The 22,094-nt window shown below is 43.7% G+C and carries 24 protein-coding genes; 4 read left to right on the top strand and 20 right to left on the bottom strand.

Annotation, left to right across the window (positions count from 1 at the left end):
* Window positions 1-33 precede the first annotated feature (33 nt).
* From OCU60_RS06915 to cysS, 18 genes are all read right to left on the bottom strand, one after another.
* Window positions 34-366 (bottom strand): hypothetical protein, encoded by a 333-nt coding sequence (locus tag OCU60_RS06915; protein WP_074373871.1) that lies wholly within the window; start codon window positions 364-366, stop codon window positions 34-36.
* A gap of 641 nt (window positions 367-1,007) precedes the next feature.
* The gene (locus OCU60_RS06910; RefSeq protein WP_074373964.1) at window positions 1,008-1,199 is read right to left on the bottom strand and encodes an MbtH family protein; all 192 of its coding nucleotides are present in this window, start codon (window positions 1,197-1,199) and stop codon (window positions 1,008-1,010) included.
* A 336-nt stretch (window positions 1,200-1,535) separates the two neighbouring features.
* The gene (gene nadA / locus OCU60_RS06905) at window positions 1,536-2,597 is read right to left on the bottom strand and encodes a quinolinate synthase NadA (RefSeq protein WP_074373870.1); all 1,062 of its coding nucleotides are present in this window, start codon (window positions 2,595-2,597) and stop codon (window positions 1,536-1,538) included.
* A 198-nt stretch (window positions 2,598-2,795) separates the two neighbouring features.
* Entirely contained in the window at window positions 2,796-3,578 is a 783-nt protein-coding gene (gene ybgF / locus OCU60_RS06900; RefSeq protein ID WP_074373869.1) for a tol-pal system protein YbgF, read from the bottom strand.
* Window positions 3,579-3,598: 20 nt separating this feature from the next.
* Window positions 3,599-4,141: a peptidoglycan-associated lipoprotein Pal gene (gene pal / locus OCU60_RS06895; RefSeq protein WP_074373868.1), complete on the bottom strand. Its 543-nt coding sequence runs from the start codon at window positions 4,139-4,141 to the stop codon at window positions 3,599-3,601.
* 31 nt (window positions 4,142-4,172) lie between these two features.
* Entirely contained in the window at window positions 4,173-5,525 is a 1,353-nt protein-coding gene (tolB, locus tag OCU60_RS06890; protein ID WP_074373867.1) for a Tol-Pal system beta propeller repeat protein TolB, read from the bottom strand.
* A 34-nt stretch (window positions 5,526-5,559) separates the two neighbouring features.
* Window positions 5,560-6,570, bottom strand: coding sequence for a cell envelope integrity protein TolA (gene tolA / locus OCU60_RS06885; RefSeq protein ID WP_074373866.1), 1,011 nt, complete (start codon window positions 6,568-6,570; stop codon window positions 5,560-5,562).
* A 14-nt stretch (window positions 6,571-6,584) separates the two neighbouring features.
* Entirely contained in the window at window positions 6,585-7,025 is a 441-nt protein-coding gene (locus OCU60_RS06880) for an ExbD/TolR family protein (RefSeq protein WP_074373865.1), read from the bottom strand.
* Between the two features lie 5 nt (window positions 7,026-7,030).
* Window positions 7,031-7,714 carry a protein TolQ gene (gene tolQ / locus OCU60_RS06875; protein ID WP_074373864.1) on the bottom strand — a complete coding sequence of 228 codons (684 nt, stop codon included), beginning with the start codon at window positions 7,712-7,714 and terminating at the stop codon, window positions 7,031-7,033.
* Between the two features lie 2 nt (window positions 7,715-7,716).
* Window positions 7,717-8,124, bottom strand: coding sequence for a tol-pal system-associated acyl-CoA thioesterase (gene ybgC, locus OCU60_RS06870; protein ID WP_074373863.1), 408 nt, complete (start codon window positions 8,122-8,124; stop codon window positions 7,717-7,719).
* A gap of 155 nt (window positions 8,125-8,279) precedes the next feature.
* Complete coding sequence (locus OCU60_RS06865) at window positions 8,280-8,582, bottom strand: cyd operon YbgE family protein (protein ID WP_074373862.1); 303 nt, start codon at window positions 8,580-8,582, stop codon at window positions 8,280-8,282.
* Window positions 8,575-8,682: a cytochrome bd-I oxidase subunit CydX gene (cydX, locus tag OCU60_RS06860; protein ID WP_021020147.1), complete on the bottom strand. Its 108-nt coding sequence runs from the start codon at window positions 8,680-8,682 to the stop codon at window positions 8,575-8,577. The genes OCU60_RS06865 and cydX overlap by 8 nt, the downstream gene beginning before the upstream one ends.
* A gap of 14 nt (window positions 8,683-8,696) precedes the next feature.
* Window positions 8,697-9,833 (bottom strand): cytochrome d ubiquinol oxidase subunit II, encoded by a 1,137-nt coding sequence (gene cydB / locus OCU60_RS06855; RefSeq protein ID WP_074373861.1) that lies wholly within the window; start codon window positions 9,831-9,833, stop codon window positions 8,697-8,699.
* 15 nt (window positions 9,834-9,848) lie between these two features.
* A complete protein-coding gene (gene cydA, locus OCU60_RS06850) occupies window positions 9,849-11,435 on the bottom strand; it encodes a cytochrome ubiquinol oxidase subunit I (RefSeq protein ID WP_074373860.1) in 1,587 nt (528 codons plus the stop codon).
* 457 nt (window positions 11,436-11,892) lie between these two features.
* Window positions 11,893-12,897, bottom strand: coding sequence for a Holliday junction branch migration DNA helicase RuvB (gene ruvB, locus OCU60_RS06845; RefSeq protein WP_074373859.1), 1,005 nt, complete (start codon window positions 12,895-12,897; stop codon window positions 11,893-11,895).
* Window positions 12,894-13,511, bottom strand: coding sequence for a Holliday junction branch migration protein RuvA (gene ruvA, locus OCU60_RS06840; RefSeq protein WP_074373858.1), 618 nt, complete (start codon window positions 13,509-13,511; stop codon window positions 12,894-12,896). The genes ruvB and ruvA overlap by 4 nt, the downstream gene beginning before the upstream one ends.
* Before the next feature lie 85 nt (window positions 13,512-13,596).
* Window positions 13,597-14,118, bottom strand: a complete 522-nt coding sequence (gene ruvC, locus OCU60_RS06835) for a crossover junction endodeoxyribonuclease RuvC (protein WP_074373857.1) — start codon at window positions 14,116-14,118, stop codon at window positions 13,597-13,599.
* Between the two features lie 77 nt (window positions 14,119-14,195).
* Window positions 14,196-15,581, bottom strand: a complete 1,386-nt coding sequence (gene cysS / locus OCU60_RS06830) for a cysteine--tRNA ligase (protein ID WP_074373856.1) — start codon at window positions 15,579-15,581, stop codon at window positions 14,196-14,198.
* Window positions 15,582-15,734: 153 nt separating this feature from the next.
* Here cysS and OCU60_RS06825 point away from each other — a divergent pair, with 153 nt between their 5' ends.
* The 3 genes from OCU60_RS06825 (at window position 15,735) to OCU60_RS06815 (ending at window position 17,528) form a co-directional block, all read left to right on the top strand.
* Window positions 15,735-16,229 (top strand): peptidylprolyl isomerase, encoded by a 495-nt coding sequence (locus OCU60_RS06825; protein WP_074373855.1) that lies wholly within the window; start codon window positions 15,735-15,737, stop codon window positions 16,227-16,229.
* A gap of 69 nt (window positions 16,230-16,298) precedes the next feature.
* On the top strand, window positions 16,299-17,030 hold the full coding sequence (gene lpxH / locus OCU60_RS06820) for a UDP-2,3-diacylglucosamine diphosphatase (protein ID WP_074373854.1): 732 nt from the start codon (window positions 16,299-16,301) through the stop codon (window positions 17,028-17,030).
* A 102-nt stretch (window positions 17,031-17,132) separates the two neighbouring features.
* The gene (locus OCU60_RS06815; protein WP_074373853.1) at window positions 17,133-17,528 is read left to right on the top strand and encodes a YchJ family protein; all 396 of its coding nucleotides are present in this window, start codon (window positions 17,133-17,135) and stop codon (window positions 17,526-17,528) included.
* Between the two features lie 83 nt (window positions 17,529-17,611).
* On the opposite strand, the gene OCU60_RS06810 is transcribed toward OCU60_RS06815, so the two are convergent.
* Complete coding sequence (locus OCU60_RS06810) at window positions 17,612-18,271, bottom strand: YccT family protein (RefSeq protein WP_074373852.1); 660 nt, start codon at window positions 18,269-18,271, stop codon at window positions 17,612-17,614.
* Between the two features lie 174 nt (window positions 18,272-18,445).
* A complete protein-coding gene (locus OCU60_RS06805) occupies window positions 18,446-19,486 on the bottom strand; it encodes a porin (RefSeq protein WP_074373851.1) in 1,041 nt (346 codons plus the stop codon).
* Between the two features lie 507 nt (window positions 19,487-19,993).
* Here OCU60_RS06805 and dinG point away from each other — a divergent pair.
* Window positions 19,994-22,075, top strand: a complete 2,082-nt coding sequence (gene dinG, locus OCU60_RS06800) for an ATP-dependent DNA helicase DinG (protein ID WP_074373850.1) — start codon at window positions 19,994-19,996, stop codon at window positions 22,073-22,075.
* Window positions 22,076-22,094: the final 19 nt, after the last annotated feature.

Raw genomic sequence — 22,094 nt, 5'->3', positions numbered from 1 at the left:
CGCTTGTTTTCATCGGACTCAATGCATGGCGATCTAATGGCCATCTTTCGACAGACGCAGTAATCGACTTTCCCAGTGCGTAAATGTTGCGGCCCATTTAGCCAACGCGTCAGAACCTGCTTGCTCGCCTAGCATTTTATGAACCAAATCTGGTGTATGAACCCAATCATCCATATCACCGATTTTATCGAGAGGAACACGGACAAAAGCACGCTCACCATTACCGATATAAGTTGTGTAGATCTCTGGCTCTGCCTGCCCTGCCTGCTTGTGAGCATCCAAAACTATTTTTAATCCTTCTGCCCATTGAGCTCCCATTTCTGTTTTGACATCAAATTCAAGCTGATAAACATAGGTCGATGACATTGTTTTCCCCTTTATATTTCAGGTTGATTGAAAAAATTATGCAGGCACTCATTTCACCCACATGTGAAACTATTTGCAAAAATATGCATCTAGTCAATATGAAATAAATTTTACTTTGAATTATGAAGCAAGTTTCTCAAAATGAATCATAATAACTATTTTAGAATCACAAACAGTCATACGGCTTTGCTCTGTGCTTCGAAAAACATCACGATACAGATATCTTTCAAAACAGATATCATGACTTGCTGAATGATTAAGCGGCTTATTTTCTGGGGTAAAGTAGGGAGATTTGATTGGTTTATCTGCACACCTGACGGAAGGTACGTGATATCCCAAGTAAAAAATTAGGTTGGTGCGGTTGCTATATAATTTGTAGATCGAGATATTTTCTGGCGAGACTCGGTATAAGAGCAATCAGGCGTTGTCTTTTACTAGTTGAGGTATGATGTTTACTAGTTGAGGTATGATGTTTACTAGTTGAGGTATGATGTTGACACTTCAGAAATGAGCAGACATGCCGTTGTTCCAAACAACCGATTATTTTCGGCATTCACCGAAAATAATCGAACAGTGCAACCCCGTAACAGATTACTGGAGAGAAGAAAAATTAGTGGGCTTCGATGCCACCAACACTAGATTTAATCCATCGATTTTCTCAGACTCAATGGTCTCATGTCCGTCCAGACCTGCTGAATATATGCCAGACATTCTTGCTTGCTCCCCTGATAATCGGCGCGCTGCCATCCAGCAGGCAACTCTCGCTCTTCAAACCAAATCGAATATTGTGCTTCATCATTCAGCACTACAGTGTATTTCACATCATCTATCATAATTATCTCTATCTTAATTATGCCTTGGCCCATCCCCGATAACGCTCAGTAGGTACCGACCTGATCTATGATCTGCCGTAACGGCTGAGATTATATTTTGGAGTCATGAATATAAATATAGTTGCTTTTCCATCATAGACATGACTATATTTCGATTAAAGCAGAGGGACCAGCTATCAAACGCTAAAAAACGGCAGTGTTAGAAATTCTTTTAATTTCATAAATCACATAACAAACAGAGAGTAGATTCTATAAAGTATCAATTTGATTCGGTCACCATTCGTTAATGCACATCTCCCTTGGAAGATGTGCATTAAAAAATCCAATAAACATCGTTTATGCATTGCCTTTGACAGAAACATTCAACTGCTCAGCGAAATCCAACATGCGGTTCAGTGGGATCAGAGACTTAACCCGAATCGACTCATCAACAAAGATTTCGTGTTCATCTCCCCCGTCTCTGAGGGCTTTCTCGATTGCCTGAAGCCCGTTCATCGCCATCCAAGGGCAATGCGCACAGCTTCGGCATGTCGCGCCAGCACCGGCTGTAGGCGCTTCTATCAGCTCTTTTTCAGGTACAAGCTGCTGCATTTTAAAGAAAATACCTTTATCCGTTGCCACAATCATTTGTGGATGCGGTAAAGCTTTCGCAGCTTTGATTAATTGGCTTGTTGAGCCGACGGCATCAGCCAACTCAACAACACTGGCGGGGGATTCCGGGTGAACCAAAACAGCCGCTTCCGGATATAACGCTTTCATTTTCTTCAGCGCATCGGCTGAAAACTCATCATGAACAATACATTCACCATGCCAAAGCAACATATCAGCACCGGTTTGGTTCGCAATGTATCCACCCAGATGGCGATCGGGTCCCCAGATAATTTTCTGATCTTCCGAGTCCAGATGTTCAACAACTTCTAATGCGATGCTAGACGTCACCACCCAATCTGCTCTGGCTTTTACCGCTGCAGAAGTATTCGCATACACCACAACGGTATGCTCTGGGTGAGCGTCACAGAAAGCGGAGAATTCATCTACAGGACAACCTAAGTCTAAAGAGCATTCGGCTTCTAGTGTCGGCATGAGGATTCGTTTCTCCGGTGTCAGGATCTTCGCTGACTCCCCCATAAAACGCACACCGCAAATCAGCAGTGTCTTGGCTGGATGTCGATTGCCAAATTTTGCCATTTCCAATGAATCACCGACAAATCCGCCGGTTGCTTCAGCCAACGCCTGAATTTCAGGATCTGTATAGTAATGGGCAATTAAGACGGCGTCTTTCTCAATCAGGAGACGTTTTATCTCGCCTATATAAAAGTCTTTCTGTTCTTTTGAGAGTGGTTCCGGCTTCGGTGGAAACGGATACACGGTTTCAATCTGTTCTGTAATATGGCTCATTGCTTTTGCTCTACGCAATTTCCAGTCATTAGCGCATTTTACACGCTCTTTACAACGTGTCAAAAGCCAGCCGGACAATTCATTGATAGCAGGATTGGTAATAGAAGACAGATAACATAAAGGAGAACCGAGGTTCTCCTTTTGTGTTCATTCAAGATACAGATACTAGCGCTAGCAAAGCATTACAGTCTATCAATGCTATTTTGCCATAGACCGTTTTGCAGATTCAGCAGAAGCGGTATCAGGATATTCATCAATCACCTGTTGATAATACTGATTCGCTAACTTTGTGTTTTTGCGACGTTTCTCAACATCACCTAATTTGACTAACGCGTCTGCACGTTTATTTGATTTAGGGAAGTCTAAAACAGCTTTAAAGCTTTCAACCGCTTTATCATCCTGCCGTTTGGCATAGTAAAGTTGACCTAACCAATAATGTGCATTGGGCGCGAAATTAGATTTGGGGAAGTCACGCTGAAATTTAGTGAAGGCGTTAATCGCGCCAGCATAATCTTTTTTCTTCAGGATCAAATCAACAGCATTTTGATAAGCCGTTTGCTCATCAACATTTTCGCTGTACGTGCCAGAGGATGCAGAGTGATCATTGGTTGTTGAACCTGATTGTGCCCCATGACTGCGCTTTGAATTGAGCTTTTCTCTAAGATTATCGATTTCAACAAATAACTCTCTCTGCCGATCGAGCATCTTCCCCATATCGTGAGAATTTTTCTCTACCTGACCACGTAGGTGTTGAATCTCGGTCGCCATTTCATCAATCTGCTGCTGCATTTGTACTCGCAGCTTACTACTGTTTTGAAGTAGACGTTCCAGACGATCAACTCTTGTCTCAGGACTCACCGAAGTCGCATGTTGTTCCATGCCTTCACTTAAGTCAGATACTGGAGCGGGTGCAGCAAGCACTGGACTTGCTGCACTGACCAGTAACGTAAGCACAATGGATCGCTTTAGGTTACCGAGCATGTTTAATCAAACTCTTTAGATTAGTAAACAATCACTGCACGACGATTTTTTGCGTATGCAGCTGCGTTATGTCCGCGTACTAATGGTTTCTCTTCACCATAGCTGACAATTGACATTTGGCTGGTTTGCACACCAAGAGCCTGAAGATATTTATATACGGCTTCTGCACGACGCTCACCCAGAGCAATATTATACTCAGGCGTACCACGCTCATCGGCATGACCTTCAATCGTAACGTGAACTCTTGGATGCTTACTCAGATAAGAGGCATGAGTTGACAGCATATCTTCATAATCTGATGCAATTGCTGAGTTATCAAAAGCAAAAAATACTGTTTGCTCTTGCATAACCTTATCTTTTAGTTCCTGCTCAGAAAGCTTACCATCATCAGTCATGGGAGATACAACAGTTGTATCTGTGCTATTTGCGGAGCCGGATGTAGGTTGGTTCGTCGTCGTCTCATTTCCTGAGGCACTCACTGCATCATCACTCGAACTACACGCAGTAACCGCGAGTACTGGTAGTGCAATCAATAGCCCTTTAAGAACTTTATTCAGTTGCATCTTCTTTTCCTTATTTTTTAATCATGACTCATTACAAAAACGGTGACCACGCCGGCGCTCTTACACGTCCGTTTGTTTCTGGTAACCTGGCTTTAAATCGCCCGTCAATAGAAACCATAGATAATACATTGGTTTTATTATAAATCGAACTATAAATAACCATACCACCGTTAGGCGCAATACTTGGAGACTCATCGAGCAAAGTTCTTGTCAAAATTTGCACACTACCGGTTTCCAAATCTTGCTTTGCCAAGTTAAATCCTGACTGGTTTTTATTCACCATGATCAAGAATTTTCCATCAGGCGTAATCTGCCCACCTAAATTTTGTGAGCCCTGCCAAGTAAGACGATTTATCACGCCAGAAGACAAATCTACTTTATATATCTGTGGTTTACCACCCCGATCTGAGGTAAATATCAGAGATTTTCCATCTGGATACCAAAAAGGCTCTGTATTATTTGATCTACCCCGCGTTATTTGACGAATTTTCTTCGTCGCTAAATCCATGATGTAGACCTGTAAACTCCCCGATTTCGACAAGACTATGGCTAGTGACTTACCATCCGGTGAGAATACTGGCGCACCATTGTGACGAGGAAATGACGATATTTTTTCACGTTTACCCGTATAAATGTTCATGACATAGATTTCAGCATGTCCATTTTGGAAACTGACATAAGCCAGTTTCTTACCGTCCGGAGACCAAGCGGGAGACATTAATGGCTGTTTAGAGCTGAGAACCAGCCGTTCATTGTAGCCATCATAGTCTGAGATTCTCAGCTGATAAGGATACTTTTCACCGTCATGTACAACGACATAGGCAATCCGCGTTAAAAACGCCCCTTTATCCCCTGTTAGTTTCTCATAGACTAAATCGGAAATGCGATGCGCGTATTCACGGAGACGTTTCGGGGAAACCGTCGCAATATTATTGAGTAAAACATAATCTTTGGACTCAACAAGTTGACCATCTTCTGTGAGGGACTGTCTTTTACCCTTCAGTAATTGCGCCTGGACAATATCAACCAACTGGTAATGGATCACATAATTACCCGCTGCATTTTGCTTGATGGTTCCGGTCAATAATGAATCGACCCCGAGCCGAGTCCATGCATCCACATCAACAGCGGATTCGTCATAAGGCGTCTGGGGCATATTGCTGGTCGCAACAGGACTAAACTTGCCACTTCGCTGTAAATCCGAAGCAACCACACCTGAAACATCTTCTGGTAATTGACGCTTCCCCTCCCATTGAAACGGAACGATCGCGATCGGCCTCGCTGAGTTAATCCCATCAGTAATGACGAGCTCTAATGCTGCATTTGCGGTGTGTATGCCTGATATTACGAGGAACATACAACTCAAAATCAATCGCTGTAACACAAGCTTTTCCTTTTCTCTGATACTTCAGTCAAAATTATATATTCGGTTCAACTGTTATATTAATGTCTTTTAGCTTATTGATAACATCCGGGTCATCTTTTGGCAGAGGAAAAGACGGGACCTGCGCCACCGCTCGCTGCGTCGCAGCACAAACAGCCGAGTTCCCCCCTAACACTTTCAAACTGCCAACAATTGCACCGCTGCCTGTAGGAATCAGGTGCAGATTAACCCGACAATTTTTGCCTTTAAACGTATCTTCTACGCGTAAATTTTGCCGGATAAGCTGTTTGTAGATTTCTCCGTAACGTCCAACTTCGTTAGCAATATATTGACTCCGAGCACTAGAATTTTGTTGCTCTTCAGCCTGTAGACCGGAAAAAATATCATCTAAGGCCGCTTCTCGCTGCTTTCTTTCCTTTTCCAGCTTTTTCAGGCGCTCTTTTTCCTGTCGAGCCTTCTCGGCAGCAGCCTTTGCTGCTTTTTCTTTTGCTAAACGTTCCTGCTCTGCTTTCTCCGCTGCTTCACGCTCTCTACGTGCTTTGTCTGCTGCTAGCTTAGCCGCTTTCTCGCGTTCAATTCGTTGCTGTTCCGCTTTTGCAATGGCAGCCTCTTTGGCTTTTCTTGCAGCCTCAGCTTTCGCTGCACGCTGCTCTTCAGCTTGTCGCTCTTGCTCTTTCTGCTTACGCTGCTGCTCCGCTTTCCTGGCTGCTTTCGCCTCACGGGCTTGCTGTTGTTTTAACTGCCGGATTCGCTCTTCTTCAGCTCTACGATTCTTTTCAAGGCGTTCACTTTCACGTCGCAGACGATCAAGCCGATCTTTTTCCTTGCGGGCAGCCGCTTCTCGAGTCGCTTTAATCTGTTGTGCCTGTTGATGCACCAATGCCGGATCAATCACGACCGCCTGAACCATATTACCGGTCGGATGCGGCTTTTCCTGATAAAACTGTCCGCCCCAAAGCAATAAACCAATTAAAATCACGTGCAACACGATAGAAATTATCAGTGGCTTTGTAAAACCTGAGCGCTTGTCTTCTCTCTTTTTCATGAAGGTTATACTGCTTATTCCCTGATCTCTGTTAACAAACCAACCTTTGGAATACCAGCTTTACTCAGCTCATCCAGCACATGCACAATCTCCGCATAGGGGCTTGTCGCCTCACCACCGACTGCAACAGGTGAATCCGGATGTAAACTCAGCTCAGCTTTTACCAGAACAATTGCATCCTGTAAGGATAGTCCCCGTTTGAAAGGTTCATTATTGATACTGACCCCCAAGCTGCCTTCCTTATTAATTTCTACAATAATGAAGCTACCATCATCACCGACCAAATCGGATGCTGGTTTCGCTGTTTCAGTTTTTGGTAGTTCAACATCCACGCCCTGAGTGATAAACGGAGAAGTCACCATAAAAATGATTAACAAAACCAACATCACATCGATATAGGGTACCACATTAATTTCTGCGGTCATTTTACGCTTCTTTGGTTGGTAACCCGCCATAAAGCTTACTCCCTACCAGTCATTGCCTGACGATGAAGAATACTATGAAACTCCTCAGAGAATGTCGCGTAATTCATTTCGAGTTTACTGACAACAGTCGTCAGTCGGTTGTAAGCCATCACCGCAGGAATGGCAGCAAAAAGCCCCATTGCCGTTGCAACAAGCGCTTCTGCAATACCGGGGGCAACCATCGCTAATGTTGCTTGTTTTACCGCACCTAACGCAATAAATGCGTGCATAATCCCCCATACCGTACCAAACAACCCAATGTAAGGGCTAATTGAACCGACTGTCGCCAGAAACGGGAGATGAGTTTCCAATGATTCAACTTCTCGGGAGACAGCAACTCGCATGGCTCTCGATGTCCCATCCATGACAAAATTAGCTTCGCCGGCATGGTTTTTTCTTAACCGAGCGAACTCAGTAAAACCGGAATAGAAAATCTCTTCACTGCCACTCAACTGGTCTTTTCTACTTTTCACGTCTTGGTATAAAACAGCCAAATCCGTGCCGGACCAGAAACGGTCCTCAAATGAAGCCGCTTGCTTTTCAGCCGCCGATAATGCTTTGGTTCTTTTAAAAATCATCGCCCATGACATGATTGACATGCCTAAGAGAATCATCATCACCACTTTGACTAGAAAACTAGCCTGTAAAAAAAGATCAAGAATTGAAATTTCAGCACTCACTGTTACTTCTCCGAAAATACCGCGTCGGGAATACATTGGGGTTTCATTTTTTGCATGTCAATACATGCTACCTTAACTATTGCTCGACACAATACCTCTTCATGAGGATTAACCAGCTCCTGACAGTATATTAAAGAAGCCTTTCTTTTCTCGGTTAACTGAGTTAAGACAACTAAATTGTCATCCAAACGCGCAGCTTTCAGAAAATCAATCTCCATGCTTCGGACCACAAAGCCAATTTTTTGTTCCAATAACTCTCGCTGACATACCCCTTGCTCTCGGAGCATTTCCGTTCGTGCTCGTTCAAAAAATTTAAGATAGTTTGAGTGGTATACCACACCGCCAGCATCGGTATCTTCATAATAGATCGTCACAGGAAATCGAAAAAAAGCTGATTTAGAATGATGCACTTAACGCCCCTCAACGGATTTACAACAATCGTTTACTATAACGCAACTCAAACACTTTCGCATGAGTGAGACGGGATGAATTTTAATTTTTGAACAAAAAACGCAGCCAAAAGGCTGCGTTTTCTTTATAGATAGGATACTGGCCGCTTATTTATTCAGCTCATTCGAATCAAACTGAAGTAAACCAATATGCATCCGGCAAGATAAGGTGAAAATATAATCTGCCAAAACCATCGTCTCGGTTTAAAGCCAACACCGAAGATCATGCTGGCACAGATAGCCAAGATCAACAGAGCGACAACTCCCAGATTAAAACCACCAATTGCTGCTGCATAAGTGTGTGGATTCCACATCAGCAATGCAACATGGTAGAAAGCAAGGCCCATTAATAGTATTCGATAAAAGATACGATCAATGGGACGATGCCACTGCGCAATTAAGGCAGAAAAATCATTCACTATCTTTATCCATCATCTCTGCATGTTCTAACCACAGTGCATTGATGATGCCGAAAGAACAAGCCAGTAAGACGCCTAGAATCCATGCAAAATACCACATAACTTAGCTCCTCGTTAATAAAGTGAATTTTTGTTGTCTTCGACATACTTATTATTGATACGACCAAACATTTTATAGTACGACCAACAAGTATACCCAAGAATAATTGGTACCATCACAAAGGCAATGCCCGTCATCAGTTGCAACGTCAGCTCACTGGATGTTGAATCCCATATGGTCAGACTACTACTTGGTGCCAGACTTGAAGGCATGATAAACGGGAACATTGCAAATCCAGCCGTAAATATAATGCCAGCATTGGTCAAACTCGAAGCAATAAATGCGATACCGCCTTTTTCCATTCGAGATGCAATAACAGCAATCAATGGCATCGCTGTGCCTAGAATTGGTGCCAACCATAGCAATGGATATTGATTGAAGTTTGCCATCCACGCACCAGACTCACGAGCCACTTCTTTATTCAACGGATTTGATGATGCAAGATGATCCATTGTACTCGTGATCACATAACCATCAATGTGTTGCACCCAAAAACCAGCAGCCACAAAAAGAGCAGCGATAAGCACACCACAAAGCTGGGCGACGCTACGAGCTCGAGTATGGACGGCATCAGAGGTCTTCATTTGTAACCAAGACGCACCTTGAAGCACAAACATCAGGACGCTGACCAAACCACACACGATACCAAATGGATTCAGTAGTCCGAAGAACGAACCGTGATAACTTGGCATCAAGAACTCATTCAGTTCAAAAGGGACACCCTGTAATAAATTACCGAATGCCACACCAATGATCAATGGTGGTACAAAGCCACTGATAGAGATACAGATATCCCAAGTATTACGCCATTTGGTGTCTTCAATTTTTGAACGATAATCTAGCGCTAAAGGACGAAGCCATAAAGCCGCCAAAGTAACAATCATTGCAAGGTAGAAACCAGAGAATGATGTTGCATAGACTAAAGGCCACGCAGCAAATAAAGCACCACCAGCAGTAATTAACCAAACTTGGTTACCATCCCAGTGAGGCGCAATCGAGTTAATCATGACACGACGTTCTGTGTCATTTTTCCCGATGATCGGTACCAAGGCACCGACCCCCATATCGAATCCATCTGCAATAGCGAAGCCGACAAACAGCACACCAATCAGGATCCACCATATAAATCGTAAGATTTCGTAATCCATAATATTCTTCTCCTCGCCTTAAGCTTCTACCTGACGATTAACTTGATCTGTTGCTGAAGTCGCATTTTGCTCAAAATGATAACGCCCAGTTTTTAGACTACTTGGACCTTTGCGAGCAAATTTCAACATCAGGTAAACTTCGGCAACAAGGAACGCGGTATATAGTGCAAGGATCGCCAGCAGAGAGATAACTAACTCACTGACACTCAATGCAGAATTCGCGATATGTACAGGGAGAATTTCACCAACAGCCCATGGTTGACGACCATATTCCGCGACAAACCAACCAGCTTCAACACCAATCCACGGCAGAGGAATACTGTAAAGTGCAGCTTTGAGTACCCAGTTTTTCTGCTCAATTTTCTGACGACATGTCTGAACAAATGCAGCGGCGAAGACGAGCAACATGATAACACCACAAGCAACCATGATCCGGAACGACCAGAATAATGGCCAGACTGTTGGCAGTGAATCATCAGCAGCGGCCTGAATCTGTTCTTCTGACGCATTTGCTACATCATCCGTATAACGTCTCAGCAACATGCCATAGCCCAGATCAGATTTCACTTCATTGAAGGCATCGCGATTCATTTCTGAAGTATCACCGGCACGTAATTTTTGGAGCAGCTCATACGCATACATCCCATTACGAATCCGTTCAAGGTGTTCTTCACGTAGATCACTTAAGCCTTTTACAGGCGTATCCAGCGAGCGAGTTGCAATAATACCCATTACATAAGGGATCTTAATCGCAAAATCTGTATGCATCGTTTCCTGATTCGGGAAACCAAACAGGGTAAACGATGCCGGTGCTTCTTCTGTATGCCATTCACCTTCAATTGCAGCCAATTTTACTTTTTGAACATCACCCAATTCGTAACCAGACTCATCACCTAAGACGATAACAGAAAGAATTGCAGCCATGCCAAATGATGCGGCAACGGTAAATGAACGACGAGCAAAAGCAATATCACGCCCTTTCAGCAGATAATAAGCACTCACCCCTAAAACAAACATGGCACCAGTCACGTAACCCGATGCGACAGTGTGAACAAATTTCACCTGAGCGACAGGGTTTAGCACGACCTCAGCAAAGCTCACCATTTCCATACGCATGGTTTCGAAGTTAAAGTCGGAACCAACTGGATTTTGCATCCAGCCATTGGCGACAAGAATCCAAAGAGCAGAGAAGTTAGAACCTAATGCAACAAGCCATGTTGTCACTAAGTGTTGACGTTTTGAAAGTCGATCCCATCCGAAGAAGAACAAACCGACGAATGTAGATTCAAGGAAGAAAGCAACTAACGCTTCGATGGCAAGAGGAGCCCCAAAAATGTCGCCAACGTAATGCGAGTAATACGACCAGTTTGTACCAAACTGAAATTCCATTGTTAGCCCTGTAGCAACGCCCAGAGCAAAGTTAATTCCGAACAGCTTACCCCAGAATTTTGTCATATCCTTATAGATTTGCTTATCGGTCATCACATAAAGTGACTCCATAATAGCGAGTAAAAACGTCATCCCTAGAGTCAAAGGAACAAACAGGAAGTGATACATCGCAGTAAGCGCGAACTGCAACCGCGATAGATCAACTATGTCAATCATGATAACTCCTTTGTGTCGGCTGAAAGACACCACTCAGATTAAAGCAACCAAATTTTATCAATTCATACCTGTCAAAAAATGCTAGAAAAGCAGAACATTTGTTACATCAACGTGTATTTTTATTTGAATAAATATTAATCAAGTAAAATACATATTGCCGAAATACTACTTTCAAACGCGTAAGCTTTCAAAGGGTTTATCGACAAGGCTTGTCTTGATCCAGATCAAGTTTCACACGCAGTGAGACAGCAAAAAAACAACAAAATGATTAAGATCAAAATAAGAGGGAGTTAATTGATATTTTTTTGTAACAAATAGATTTTGCTCACTCAATAAACACACAAACAATTAACATTAATATTAAGTTTGCAATCTATTTGCTACCTAATGAATTTTCATAAATGCGATACTTATCACACAAGGAAGTCGGCATATTAAACCAATCGTACACGAAAAATTATTTTTCAAATCCGAAATGCAAATAAGCTCTTTCTGATGCAATCCGTCCTCTGGGTGTTCGTTGCAAATACCCTTGCTGAATCAGATAAGGCTCTAAAACATCTTCGATTGTATCTTTTTCTTCACCAATTGCAGCCGCAAGATTATCTAAACCGACAGGGCCACCGGAGAATTTTTCAATAATTGTGAGCAGTAACTTACGATCCATAAAATCAAAGCCCTGAACATCGACATCAAGCATATTTAAGGCATTATCTGCCGTATCAGCACATATATTACCGTCCCCTTTGACTTCGGCGTAGTCCCTGACTCGCCGCAACAGACGATTGGCTATTCGGGGGGTTCCCCGGGCGCGCCGGGCAATTTCCAGAGCCCCTTCAGGCTCAATAGATAAAGATAAACATTCTGCACTTCTTTGGACGATGTTTTGCAAATCACCAACCTGATAATATTCAAGCCGCTGTACAATGCCGAAACGGTCACGAAGTGGTGACGTCAAAGAACCGGCTCGCGTGGTTGCACCGATGAGGGTAAACGGTGGTAAATCAATTTTAATTGAACGGGCAGCGGGCCCCTCTCCAATCATAATATCGAGCTGATAATCTTCCATAGCCGGATAAAGCACTTCTTCAACCACAGGGCTCAGACGATGAATCTCATCAATAAACAGCACATCATTCTCTTCAAGATTCGTTAGCAAAGCTGCCAAATCGCCAGCTTTTTCTAACACAGGCCCTGATGTGGTTCTGATATTCACACCCATTTCATTGGCGACAATATTGGCTAAGGTGGTTTTCCCCAGACCGGGCGGACCAAAGATGAGGAGATGATCTAAAGCTTCCTGACGACGTTGAGCAGCCTCAATAAAAATTTCCATCTGGTTGCGCACATGATCTTGCCCCTGATAATCGGCCAAAAGCTTCGGCCGTATCGCACGATCAATCAATTCATCATCTTTAAACGGTGTGCTCACCGGTGTTACAAAACGATCCGCTTCAATCATACCATCGTTCTCAATGCTTCTTTAATCAGCGTTTCACTACTCATACCCGGTTGGGCAATCTGAGCGACAACTTTCGAAGCTTGCTGAGGTTTATAGCCAAGCGTTAACAGTGCGCTCACGGCTTCCTCTTCTGCATGGCTGGCTGTATTTTGTGGACGAATTGGTGCGGAGTCTTGAACTAATTCAAACGCATCAATTTCAGAAGTCGGGAAAGATGCGAGACGATCTTTCATTTCAACCACTAAACGTTCTGCAGTTTTTTTACCGACGCCCGGTAATTTAACCAGCATCGAAACATCTTCACGTTTGACACATTCAACAAATTGACTGGCTGTCATTCCGGATAGAATTGCTAAGCCAAGTTTTGGACCAACACCGTTCGCTTTGATCACTGCCCGGAACAATGCACGTTCCGCTTTGCTGTTGAATCCATATAAAAGTTGAGCATCTTCCCGAACCACAAAATGTGTATAGATGACAGCTTCTTGTGCTACTTCGGGTAATTCATAAAAGCAACTCATGGGCATCTGAACTTCGTAGCCAACCCCACCAACTTCAATTAACACTTCTGGTGGCTGCTTTTCCAGCAGAATGCCTCTAAGACGTCCAATCACGATTTTTCCTTTTCATCTATGTGTTGAGTCTGATTGATCATAATCAATAACTGGATAAATAGCCAGTATTCGGTGGTAGCGAATTTCACCGATATCGCCCTCCCCGGGCGCCTCTCGCCTGCCCTGCAAGTGCAATCAATGTTTTATTGGTGTTCGCGTGGCAGATAGCAACACCAAGCGCATCGGCAGCATCGGCTTGCGGTTTAGATGGTAACTTCAACATTTGCTGAACCATGTGCTGAACCTGTATTTTATCTGCGCCGCCTGTTCCGACAACAGCCTGCTTGATTAAACGTGCGGCATATTCATAAACTGGCAGATCAGCATTCACAGCCGCAACAATCGCACATCCCCGGGCTTGCCCGAGTTTCAATGCTGAATCCGCGTTCTTCGCCATAAAAACCTGCTCGATTGCGAAGTCATCCGGTTGAAATTGCATTATCACTTCTGAAACTCCGGCATATATTTGTTTCAACCGTCCCGGTAATGCTTTTTCTGTCGTTTTAATACAACCACTGCCAAGGTAAGTCAGTATCCTTCCCTGCTGGCGAATGACACCGTAACCCGTCACCCGTGAACCCGGATCAATTCCTAAAATGATCGACATATCTATTTTATTGCCTTCAATCGGATGAACAAAAAGGGCTTATTCATGTCATAAGCCCTTTCGAAACCGTGCCGCAATTATTTACGCCGCCAAGTTGTACCACCAGACCCGTCTTCGAGAATGATGCCTATTGCCGTTAGCCTGTCCCGGGCGAGATCAGCATTCGCCCAGTCTTTCGCAGCTCGCGCATCATTACGCATTTTTATCAGTGACTCGATTTCTGCCACTTCCTCTTCTGAGCCACTCTCGCCTTGCAAGAAGCTCTCCGGCTCTTGAGACAAAATCCCGATCACGCTGGCTAAATCCCGCATACGAACTGCAAGTTGACTGGCTTGCTGTAACTGATCTTCTTGTTTGAGTCGATTAATCTCTCGCGTCATATCAAACAATACCGAATAAGCTTCCGGTGTATTGAAGTCATCGTTCATGGCAGCTTCAAAACGAGCCACGAACGCCTCTCCGCCAGACGCTTCTACGCTGAAGTCCATTCCTCGTAACGCTGTATAAAGGCGCTCCAAAGCTGCCCGCGCCTGATTGAGGTTCTCTTCACTGTAATTCAGTTGACTGCGATAATGACCAGACATCAGAAAATAGCGCACCGTTTCTGGATCATAGTGAGACAGTACATCTCGGATGGTAAAAAAATTCCCCAGTGATTTAGACATTTTCTCTTTATCCACCATGACCATCCCGCTATGCATCCATGTATTCACATACGCGGTGTCATACGCACAGCAGGACTGAGCAATTTCATTTTCATGATGTGGGAATTGCAAATCAGAACCGCCACCATGGATATCAAAATGTGTGCCTAAGATTGAAGAATTCATCGCTGAACACTCAATATGCCAGCCCGGGCGCCCCTCTCCCCATGGTGATTGCCACTTGGGTTCACCCGGCTTAGACATTTTCCATAATACGAAATCAAGCGGGCTACGCTTCGCCAATTCGACATCAACCCGGGCCCCGGCCTGAAGCTGTTCCAAATCTTGTCGGGAAAGCTTGCCATAGTCATCGAAACGACTCACCTCAAACATCACATCGCCATTCTCTGCGATATAGGCAAAGCCTCTATCAATCAGTCGTTGTACCAGCGCGATGATTTCCTCGATATACGCGGTGGCACGCGGCTCAACATCCGGGCGGAGTATATTCAATGCATCGAAATCGGCATACATATCCTGAATCAAACGTTCCGTCAGCACATCGCATGACTCGTCATTTTCCGCAGCACGATGAATAATTTTGTCATCGATGTCGGTAATATTTCTGACCAAGGTCAAATCATATCCCAAATAGCGTAAATAGCGGGCAACGACATCAAAGGACACAAACGTCCTTCCGTGACCAATATGACAGAGATCATATATAGTGACGCCACAGACATACATGCCAATTTTTCCGGCGGTGATGGGCTTGAATTGCTCTTTTTGTCTGGTAAGTGTGTTATATATTTGTAACATGATCTCTATCTAAGTTGTGGTAATTTACTGAATAATCCGATTATAACAATGCTCTTGTCTATAGGTCATCCTATTCTTTTAAGAACATTTGAATGTCACCAAAACTAAGTTAGAATCACGGCTTCTTGTACAAAAATAGAAAAGGTAATCGTGATGATCACCCTGCATACAAACTTCGGCGATATTAAAATTAAACTTCATGAGGACAAAGCTCCTGAAACCTGTGCCAATTTTCTACAATATTGTCGTGAAAATTTCTATGACAATACCCTGTTCCACCGTGTGATTGGCAATTTCATGATTCAGGGCGGTGGTATGGCTTCAGGCATGAAAGAGAAAGCAACCAAAGCTCCGATTAAAAATGAAGCCAACAATGGGCAGAGTAATAAAGTCGGTACACTCGCCATGGCCAGAACGATGGAACCCCATTCAGCGAGTTCTCAATTCTTCATTAACGTGAATGACAACACTTTCCTTGATTTCCGCTCAGAAAGTCTCGACGGATGGGGATACTGTGTATTCGCTGAAGTCGTTGATGGTATGGATGTTGTCGATCAAATTAAAGGCGTGGATACTGGTTCATACGGTATGCATCAAGATGTTCCTCTGGAAGAAGTTCTGATTACCGGAACAACTATCGAAGCGTAATCAATCACTGATCTGATTGGTGCAGAGACTGATATTCTGCACCAATCACTTTGCCCGACAAGCGAATTTATGCATACACTTTTTATTTCTGATCTCCATTTGACCCCAACCCGCCCAGACTTAACCGCTGCTTTTCAACACTTGATGCAACATCGAGCACCGCAAGCAGATGCACTCTATATTCTTGGCGACTTATTTGATTTTTGGATTGGCGATGATGACCCCGACACTTTTGCACAAACCATCAAAGCGACATTCAAAAATCTGACCGCTTCAGGAACGCCTTGTTATTTCGTTCAGGGAAACCGGGATTTTTTGCTTGGAAAACGCTTTGCCCGGGAAACCGGTGTCCAATTGCTTGCCGAGAAAACCCGAATTGAGCTCTATGGAAAGCCTATTGTCATCATGCATGGTGACACATTATGTCTGGAGGATACCCGTTATCTCCAGTTTAGAAAGAAAGTTCATCAGCCTTGGTTGCAATGGATTTATTACCGATTGCCTTTTCCATTCAAGCAACGAATCGTGAGCAAAGTGAAGCAGGATGCCCGCATGGATAAGCAGTCAAAAACAATTGAAATCATGGATGTCACTCAAGCAGAAGTGGAACGCGTGATGGCTGAATATCAAGTTGACATGATGATTCACGGTCATACACATCGCCCCAACATTCACCATTTTCATATTGATGGGACTGAAAAAACACGCATTGTGTTAGGGGATTGGGATCACGAAATATCGGTGCTTGAATACTATCAGGATGCGAGTTACCGCCTTCTCCATCAGCCGGTTTCAACATGAGACGACTCATATTGATAAACTGACAAGTGATCACATTGATCTATTTAATAACCCGTGATTTGAATCACTAATTCACCCAACTTAGTCTCAATTGATAACACCATGAAAAAATGTCCGTGTGGCTCTCAGCGCCACTATAAAAACTGCTGTCAACCGATACATCGTTCTCCCGATACGGCTAAATTTCCTGCTCAGCTGATGCGAGCACGTTATAGTGCTTATACACTCGGATTCGTTGACTTTATTGTGGCAACCTACCACCCGAGCTGTCAGGCGGAAAATGATCGCCAAGAGATTGAGCAAGGGACTCAAACCCAGTGGACCAAACTCGTGGTGCTTGAAGCAGAAAATGGTCATCATGCAGATGAAGGATTTGTCAGTTTTAAGGCTTATTTTGAGCAAAATGGTGAGCCTTACTCACTGCAAGAGCGTTCTCGGTTTATCCGGGAAAACGGCCGATGGTATTACATCGACGGCGAATTTGCTGAAAACGAATAACCTCATAACCTCTAACAGACCTTATAAAGGAAACCACCGCAAATACGGTGGTTTTTTATGTCAATCAATCCGATTGTGAGTGATTACTGCCCGGCAACCCACGCCTTAATTTTCTGCTTTTGGGCAGGCGATGCATTGTTATACAGCAATTGAATGGTCTGAATCAGTGTATCATCCCCTTTTGGGGGCATAATTTTTTGTGCGGCAATATTGGGTGTCGCGACGGATTGTTGCACCTGAGGCGCAAACTCATTGCCTTGCTCGGCATTATGTCTCGCCACCGCTCCCTCAATATTATTAAATGGCATAATACCATGGCCAGTCAACGCTTCATAACGCACCGATTTTACATCGCCATGCTGATCCTGAATCTGCCATTCTGCACCACGACGGAAATAACTTTCGGCCTGCGTATAACTGTTCAGATGCGGGGCTAAAATCTTAATGCTGTCATCTTGCTTAAGATCAATAGCAAACACATCCGGGGCTGTCGAATAAATCACATCACGCTGCCCTTTTCTGACATCACCATAATAGCGGAACACCACCTGATGGTGGCCAGCCGGCACTTCCAGCATCTCTGGGTTAGCGAAATTCTCATCATTCACTTCGACCCCATCTAACGCAAGAATTTCAACATCACTTTGGCTGGAAATGGTTGCAGCATAACTCTGCACCGAAAAACCAAGCATTGAGAGACTCATCAGGGCAACCGGCCCCAGTAGTTTTTTCCATAACAACATGGTTGATTGTTTCCTTTCACTGAACTCTGAAAAATACATTCTAATGTATCGGTCACCAGATGAATACGGGCGATAAACCGAATGATGATTAGCTCGACATAATTACCTATCATCTATGAAAAAACCGCCTCAATTGAGACGGTTTTTACTAGCAAGTATTCGAATCAACAATGATTAGAATTTAACTTCCATACCCAGTGTGTAAGCTGGATCGTAGTCAGTAGAAGTGCTGTCGTCGTAGAAGCCAATTTCCGCATAAGTACGGACGTTAGCATTCATTTTGTAAACAACAACACCATAGATGTTATCGCCATCTACATTGGATGCATCATCATCGTTATGAACATAACCTAAAGAGAAAGTGGTATTGTCCATAGTATATGAGCCGTAGATTTCGAAAATATCTATGTCCATATACTTCGAAGAGCCAGAATCGACATCACGGTTACCATATGATGCGCCAACTTCATACATATCAGCTGAGTAAACAACTTCTAAGTTGTATGAATCTTCGTTACCAACGATAGAATCACCGTCCTTGTAAGCAACGCCACCAACAGTCTTATCTTTATTTGCTGAGTCAACATTAACATCATCGCCGGAATAGACATAAAGGCGAGCATCAAAACCGTTCATACGGAAACCGACACGGCCATCTGTAGATGTTTCATCTGTTGGGTTATTAGCAACACCAGATGTTGCACTATTCGTCTGAGACTCATCAAGATCATGAGATAGACCGAAGTAGAAAGTGCCATTGTCGTAAACATACTTGATCACATCAGTTGCACTAGTTTCATTCTGACCGTACTGCCCCTTACCGACTTCAAAATCTGCACCGATACCAGAATCATCAGCAATCAGATATTGACGACCATAAGTGATTGTACCGTAATCAGCATAGGCAAAACCAACATAAGAACCGTCAGTTTTAACAGTTCCTTTTGCGCCAGAGTCGTTATCTTCGAAAGTGAAGTCCAAGCCAACAATTGCATTCAGACCTTCAGCTACTTCGATTGTACCGTGAGTGTTCAACTGCATGTCATCAATACGTAGCTTGGTTGATACGTCAGTACCATCAGCTTCGTATGTTTGATATAATTGAACTTCACCTGCACCAGACACTGTTACTGCAACACCATCTTGGTTGTAGATTTCAGCCGCGCTAGCAGAACCTGCTGCCAGAACCGCAAGAGCGATTAGAGTCTTTTTCATAATTAATCCACTGCCTTTTCTTAGATTAGGAATTCCTTATTTGGATTCCTTTTGTTTTTTGATGGTGACTCAAACATCAAGCCCTCGTCACCGCCATTTCAATTACGAGATTAGATTGCAAAAGAATAGCTTAAGTGTCAAATATTCTAAAGCAACAAAATAAAATTAAATAAATCTTTATAAAACAGTTAATTAAGTAATATTATTCTCAATGGTGCATGCTTTGTAACCGTTTTTATAAATTAAGGTCGATTCTATTTTTTACCAAAAAATCAGCATAAAAAACCACAAATCAACCAAAAAAACATAAATTTTGGTCATTTATAAAAATTTCTAATGAACTTAAAGGCTTTATATTTTTCAGGTTCTGAATTTATTTTAAGTTCCTAACGATGCAAATTTTTTGTGAACAAGATCCCTATTTAGAACAAAACAATCATATCTAAAGGAACTTCTCCTGTTTTCTGTATGTGTTAGTATGTCCGCCCGAGCCCATCAGGTTACATTATGATTACACCCAGAATTCAAAAATCGATCCGTCAGAGTTACCAAAACCTGCAGGCTCAGATGGAAAATTTTACGCCCCGGCGCGGACAAAATTACCTGGTTGCTGAAATTACCAAAACATTATGCGGTACCTACCATGCAAAAAATCGGCTATTGGTTGCTGAAGCGGGGACAGGGATTGGCAAATCACTTTCTTATCTGATGGGCGCGGTACCGGTTGCCGTGCTGAACAATAAAAAACTGATTATTGCGACAGCAACCGTGGCATTACAGGAGCAATTACTCCATAAAGACCTGCCCCTTTATCGTCGTCTGACCGATTTAGATTTTCAGTTTCGAATCGCCAAAGGCCGACAGCGTTACTGCTGTGCAGAAAAACTGGCTGCGATTTGTGAACCGGAAACGTCGTCAGGGCAAGTTGCGCTGTTTGAAAGTCCACCGACAGAGCAAGATATTTCTCTCTATAAAGAACTCTATTCACAGTGGTCTACAGGCAAATGGGATGGTGATCGGGATAGTTGGCCAACCCCGATTGAAGACTCGATGTGGCTACAAATCGTCAGCGACAAGCATAGTTGCAATCCGACGTTTGCTATTCATCATCATTGTCCGTTTCAAAAAGCACGCGCAACCTTAGAACAAGCCGATGTCATTATTGCCAATCATAGTCTGGTGATGGCCGATGCGGATTTGGGAGGCGGTATTATTCTTCCGGAGCCGGAAAATAGCATTTACATTTTTGACGAAGCTCACCATTTACCGCAGGTTGCCCGCGATCATGCAGCGGCATCATCCACTTTGAAAAACACTGCGTCTTGGCTGGAAAAATTTCATCAGTCATTAGCACAGTGGGTACAACTGACGGATGAAAGCCGAGCATCGCGCTTTAAAGATGAAATTGCCAGTGCGATTCAAATTTTAATTCCCGCATTATCTCAACTGGCCCGACAGTTCACACCAGAACAATGTCAGGATGGTGTACTCCGCTTTGAGCATGGCGAACTCCCGGAATGGTTATTTGCAGAGTCCAAAGCCTTAAAACAGGCATCAATCAAAATCTGTCAGGCAACGGCTAAAGTCGCAGATTTACTCACCGAACGACTTCAGGAAGGTCAAATCAGTAATCGCATCGCGAGCCCTGCCTTAGCCGAGTTAGGGATATCCTTGCAACGTCTGGACAGTATGGCGCAAGTATGGACCTTAATGGCCGAGCCACCGAGAGACTATGGCGCACCGATGGCGCGTTGGATCACGGCATCAGAATCTCTCCCCGGAGATTACACGATCCATGTCTCCCCGATAGAAATCGGTTGGAAGCTGGATCAACAGTTCTGGAGCCGCTGTTATGGCGCGATTATGGTCTCTGCAACCTTGCGAGCCTTAAATTCATTTGCTTTCTTTTGTCATCAGAGCGGCATCAGTGCCCAGCCGGATGAGGGAACCCAGTTCATTGCACTGGCGTCACCGTTTGACTACCCGAGTCAGGGAGAATTATATATTCCGCAGGTTCATCAGGAACCCCAGTCCCCCCATTATACTCTGGCACTGATTGAACAGTTACCCACGTTGATTCGTGAAAAACAAGCGACACTGGTCCTGTTTTCCTCCTACTGGCAAATGAATCAGGTGACTGAAGCACTCAAATCCGACTTTAAAAAGCGTGGCTGGCTGCTCCAAATTCAAGGTAAGAAATCACGAACAGAAATTCTAAAAACGCACCGCTTTACCGTAGAACATCAGGGAACGTCGATCATTTTTGGCACCGGCAGCTTTTCAGAGGGGTTAGACTTACCCGGTCGACTGCTGGAAAACGTCATTATTACCAAAATCCCGTTCTCAGTCCCGACATCACCGATTGAGCAAGCTCATGCGGAATACATCCTTTCCAAAGGCGGGAACCCTTTCATGCAAATCACCGTCCCGGAGGCTAGCCGAAAATTAATTCAATGTGTGGGAAGACTACTGCGTAACGAGGAAGATTCTGGTAGAGTTGTCATCCTTGATCGCCGTGTTGTTACCAAAAAGTACGGTAAAGCATTACTGGATGCTCTCCCTCCGTTTAAACGCATCATCGAGTCGTAAAACGTTGATGAGAAAATAA

The organism is Vibrio spartinae, assembly GCF_024347135.1.
In the GTDB taxonomy this organism is placed as follows: Bacteria; Pseudomonadota; Gammaproteobacteria; order Enterobacterales; family Vibrionaceae; genus Vibrio; species Vibrio spartinae.
This window is presented reverse-complemented; position numbering and strand designations above follow the sequence as displayed.